This window comes from Streptomyces himastatinicus ATCC 53653, from assembly GCF_000158915.1.
In the GTDB taxonomy this organism is placed as follows: domain Bacteria; phylum Actinomycetota; class Actinomycetes; order Streptomycetales; family Streptomycetaceae; genus Streptomyces; species Streptomyces himastatinicus.
Genome location: NZ_GG657755.1, coordinates 66,377 through 70,208, shown reverse-complemented (window position 1 = coordinate 70,208; position 3,832 = coordinate 66,377). Strand labels below are relative to the sequence as shown.

At 69.2% G+C, this 3,832-nt stretch carries 8 protein-coding genes; all 8 read right to left on the bottom strand.

The features are described 5' to 3' along the window. Positions 1-454: hypothetical protein (locus SSOG_RS54605; RefSeq protein ID WP_039942939.1), on the bottom strand; the 454-nt coding region annotated here is incomplete at its 3' end. Then, entirely contained in the window at positions 451-684 is a 234-nt protein-coding gene (locus tag SSOG_RS46095) for a hypothetical protein (protein WP_039942937.1), read from the bottom strand. The genes SSOG_RS46095 and SSOG_RS54605, both read right to left, overlap by 4 nt. Positions 685-719: 35 nt before the next feature. After that, positions 720-1,022, bottom strand: coding sequence for a hypothetical protein (locus SSOG_RS46090; protein WP_009721214.1), 303 nt, complete (start codon positions 1,020-1,022; stop codon positions 720-722). An 11-nt stretch (positions 1,023-1,033) separates the two neighbouring features. After that, a complete protein-coding gene (locus SSOG_RS46085) occupies positions 1,034-1,519 on the bottom strand; it encodes a hypothetical protein (protein ID WP_009721213.1) in 486 nt (161 codons plus the stop codon). 121 nt (positions 1,520-1,640) lie between these two features. Then, positions 1,641-1,988, bottom strand: a complete 348-nt coding sequence (locus tag SSOG_RS46080; RefSeq protein WP_039942934.1) for a hypothetical protein — start codon at positions 1,986-1,988, stop codon at positions 1,641-1,643. A 169-nt stretch (positions 1,989-2,157) separates the two neighbouring features. Beyond that, the gene (locus SSOG_RS46075) at positions 2,158-2,418 is read right to left on the bottom strand and encodes a hypothetical protein (RefSeq protein ID WP_009721211.1); all 261 of its coding nucleotides are present in this window, start codon (positions 2,416-2,418) and stop codon (positions 2,158-2,160) included. A gap of 124 nt (positions 2,419-2,542) precedes the next feature. Next, positions 2,543-3,112 (bottom strand): hypothetical protein, encoded by a 570-nt coding sequence (locus tag SSOG_RS46070; RefSeq protein ID WP_039942932.1) that lies wholly within the window; start codon positions 3,110-3,112, stop codon positions 2,543-2,545. Between the two features lie 249 nt (positions 3,113-3,361). After that, positions 3,362-3,736 carry a hypothetical protein gene (locus SSOG_RS46065; RefSeq protein WP_009721209.1) on the bottom strand — a complete coding sequence of 125 codons (375 nt, stop codon included), beginning with the start codon at positions 3,734-3,736 and terminating at the stop codon, positions 3,362-3,364. Positions 3,737-3,832: the final 96 nt, after the last annotated feature.

Sequence of the window (3,832 nt, the reverse complement as noted above, 5' to 3'; positions counted from 1 at the left end):
CGCCGCCCTCGTCCAGGCCCAGCGCGTCCACCAGAGCATCGGTGTCGATCCGGGTGTTGCCCTTGTCGCGGGCCCGCTCGACGAGCAGTTCGGTCGCGGTCAGGCGGCTCCGCAGCTCGTTCACCATGTCGACCATGACGGCGAACCGGGCAGCGTCGTCGGCGTGGACGCGGATCGTGGGGCACTCCGGGTGCTCGTCCTGGTCGAGTTCCTGGCAGAACGGCTCGTCGTCGGTGGTGCCGTGCGAGCAGTTCCACTCGGAGGGCACGGCGACCAGGCCGTCGCCATCGCCGCTCGCCAGGAGCTGCTTGGCCTCCTCGGCGAAGGCCGACACGACGGCCGCGGCGGCCAGGTCGAGGCGCGGAGGTGTCTGCCACCAGGCGGGCATGGAGCCAGCGAGCGCGGTTTCGATGGTGGCGCCCATCGAGCCGAGGGGGTGGGTCGGGTTCGTCATCGGGTCTCCTCGTTCTGGAGGCGGGCGGCGTTGAAGGCGGTGGCGTGGAGGTAGCCGTCGCTGTAGCCCTGGGCGTACATGGGGTCGTACAGCTCGGCCATCTCGATGCGGGCGTGAGCCCGGGCGGAGGACAGGCCCTCCATCACGGCGAGTTCGCCGTCGAGGAATCCGGCATCGAACGAGTCGTCGGGGGTGCCGTACGCGGTCGGGATGGTGATGGGCGTGGCCATGGTGGGGCTCCGTTCGGGGCGTTGAGGGCGGCTGGTCAGGCGAGGTCGGTGAGAGCGGTCCACAGCGGGCAGTGGGCGACGGGCTTGTAGTCGTCGGGCAGTGCGCGGCCAGCGCCGCAGCTGGGCATGTCGGGGCCGGATGAGCCCCAGTTGCAGCCGGGTTCGCAACCGCAGGCGTCGCCCCCGGGGTCGAAGTGCTTGCACGTCTTGCATGTCCGGTTGGCCGGGTTCTTCCAGCAGCGGTCGATGTGGGCTGCGGCGGCCTTCTTCTTGGCCCAGGTGCGTCGGCAGTGCGGGCACTGGTGCCGGGTGACGGCCACGGCGATGAGCTGGGTCATGGCTGGCTCTTTCACGCTGCGGCCGGGTAGTCGGCGGCGGCGCCCTGCTGGGCGATGTCGGCGGCGAGGGTGGCGGCCTTGGCCATGACGTCGAGGACGTCGTCGAGGGACGGCGGGGTCTGCGCGTCGATGGGCCGGTAGGTGGGCCACCAGGCGAGGTGGTCGATGTAGTCGGGCTCGCCGGTGGCGGGGTCGTCGTTGGGCTGGCCGTCGATGCAGGCGGAGACGAAGCGAATGGCGTGCATGACGGCCGGGTGGACGCGGAAGTGCGCGTCGGGGTCGCCCCACTGCGCGAGGCACGCCTTGCGGGTGAACTCGGCCGGGGGCAGGGCCCGCCGGGTGTGGGCGAGGAGGATGGCGGCGGGGATGTTGAGGCTGTCGTCGTCGCCGACGTAGCCGGGGAACTGGGTGTAGATGCCTCGCTCGCGAAGCAGGGTGATGGCGCCTCGGATGAGTCGGCTGGTGGTGGCGTGCTGTGCGGCGGCGGTGTCAGGCATGGCGGTCTCCCGGTGCGGCGTGCGGGTGGGTAGGTGTGGTTGGTGGGCCCGGCCGGCGGGAGGCTGGCGTGGGGGTTCGCGGTGCTCGAACGCGGGCCGGGCCCGACTCGGGGGAGCCTATTCAAAAGGTGGTGCCGCGGTGGTCGTCGGCGCAGGCGGGGCACTGGGGGATTTCGCGGGTGCCGTTGTGGAACAGGTGGCCGTCGGGGTCGTCGGCGTCGTAGAGGACGTCGCACATGCAGTCGCAGGCGCAGCGGGCGAGTTCTCCGTGGCGAGTGTGGATGCCAGCGGCCAGGATCGCGGTGGCCATGTGTCGGAAGTACTCGTCGTTGTCGGGGGCGTTGCGGGCGCCTTCGAGGGCGGTCTCGATGACCTGCTGGAGGACGTCGGGGAGGGTGGTGAGGTCGATCTCGGTGGGGAGCTGGCCGGTGGGCTGGCGCGGTATGCGGGCAGCGGTGATCACGGGCATGGCAGCTCCAAGGGGATTTCTCCGGGTGGCTGTTGGGCCACCCCGTGTCGGCTCTTCGAGCATAGCCCAATTATAGATACACGCGCAACTATTTTTCTGGGAATGAAGAAGCCCCGCCACCTCCAGGCGAGGTGAGCGGGGCTTCAGTGCGTCGATTCAGGGCCAGCCGTCAGGACTTGGAGCGCTCACGCTTCCGCGCGGCGGCACGCAGCCGAGCCGCAGTCTCCTCCCGATGGGCGGTCACCAGCTCGTCCATGCCCACGTAGTCACACCCATCGATCCGGCGGACGAACATCCCGTGTCGCGGTATCCAGCGCCGGATGGTGCTCTTCGAGGGCTCGTACGGCGTGCCGCGCAGCAGCCCGTGTGCTTCATCGATGGACACCAAGACGCTGGGGACGGCCAGAGACTCCGGGATCGGAACAGCCATGCCAATGACTCCCTCTACGGAGGGGCCGTCGTTCGCAGCGCCGACCGGCCGTACGGGTGACTATGTGAAAAAATTGTGCACGCCGTTCACTGTTGAGACCAGGGGTACGGCTGTCAGGTTGCTGTCATGTGGCGGCGGCCGTGACGGCGTTCCGGCGGGCGATGACCAGTTCGGCGAGCTGTCGCAGTTCCCACACCGTGGGCAGCCCGAGTTCGTTGGTGCAGCGCCCGTTGACGCACGCCACGATGCGCCGGGCCGGCTGATAGAACAGCGACCAGCACCCGCACGTCGGATTCGGACACGCCTCCCACCGGGCGGCGGCGCGGACCGGCCTCTCGTCTCCCATGGCGAGGGCGTGTTCCCAGGACTGGCGGAGGACCATGGCGTCTCGGACCATGCGCTGCACGCTGGTCGCGTGGACGGTGTGCTGGTACACCCAGTCGACGACGTCGGCCGCTTCTACCGGGGCCCGTTCGGCATCCGGTGCGATGGCGCGCGTGTAGGCGACCATCTCGTTCCGGGACTCCACCAGGTGGTCGATGACGGCCACGTTGGCGGGCGTGGGCGGGGGTCCGCCGGTGGAAGTCCGTGAGGGGGTGACCGTGGAGCGGGAGGAGGATGGGTGGGCCGTGAACTCCAGCCGGAGCAGCTTCAGTCGTGCCGCTGCGGTGAGCCTGTCCTCGCTTACGCCCATGGGTACCCCTGATTCCATCGGCGGCCCGGGGGCGCGGAAGCTGGCGTGGGGGGTGCTGGGCGCTCACCGGGCCGGAGAGTTGTCACTCCGGTGCCAAATCCGGACAGCTCATGATGTCACGGCGCGTGCAGAAGATGAACAAGTTGCGTGGGTTGATCTTCTTTGGGGGTGCGACTGTTGTGCTTCCGTCATATCCGACGGGCTGTCACGTGTGCACGCTATCCGTACATCCGGTTCCGGTGTCGGGGGTCAGAGAATGCCCGGGACCTGGCGTGCCTGCTGCATCAGGCTCCGAAGTAGCTGGTGGTGCTCCTCTGAGAGACCGGCGCGGGCTGTGGCTCCGTCGACCATGAGGAGCATGGCACGCAGGGTGATGTCGTATGCCTCGGCTGTGGCTGGATCTGTGAGGGTGCGGTGTTCCTCGAGGAACATGCCCTGGATGATCTCGGCCAGCTTCTGTTCTGGGGTGGGGTCCGGCTGGCCGTTTGCGCCCACGGTCGGCTCCTGGTGTTCGGGGGGCGCGGTGGTTCGGGCGCGTCGGGCGCCGATGTGGATGATGTCGGCCGCGTCGTCGGGGCCGGGCGGTACGGGTGGCGGGGTGTGGCCAGCCGGGTCTACAGGCATGGGCGTCTCCGCTCGTCCGGCAGCTTGGGAAGGGGAGGATACGCGGCCCGGGCCGCCGGTAGTCCCAGGCCGAACGTGTCATTTACTGTCGCATCG

Excerpts from the sequence above, each read along its gene's own strand:
- SSOG_RS46075 (WP_009721211.1), bottom strand. The coding sequence starts at position 2,418 with ATGGCTGTTCCGATCCCGGAGTCTCTGGCCGTCCCCAGCGTCTTGGTG.
- SSOG_RS46090 (WP_009721214.1), bottom strand. The coding sequence starts at position 1,022 with ATGACCCAGCTCATCGCCGTGGCCGTCACCCGGCACCAGTGCCCGCAC.
- SSOG_RS46065 (WP_009721209.1), bottom strand. The coding sequence starts at position 3,736 with ATGCCTGTAGACCCGGCTGGCCACACCCCGCCACCCGTACCGCCCGGC.
- SSOG_RS46085 (WP_009721213.1), bottom strand. The coding sequence starts at position 1,519 with ATGCCTGACACCGCCGCCGCACAGCACGCCACCACCAGCCGACTCATC.
- SSOG_RS46080 (WP_039942934.1), bottom strand. The coding sequence starts at position 1,988 with ATGCCCGTGATCACCGCTGCCCGCATACCGCGCCAGCCCACCGGCCAG.
- SSOG_RS46095 (WP_039942937.1), bottom strand. The coding sequence starts at position 684 with ATGGCCACGCCCATCACCATCCCGACCGCGTACGGCACCCCCGACGAC.
- SSOG_RS46070 (WP_039942932.1), bottom strand. The coding sequence starts at position 3,112 with ATGGGCGTAAGCGAGGACAGGCTCACCGCAGCGGCACGACTGAAGCTG.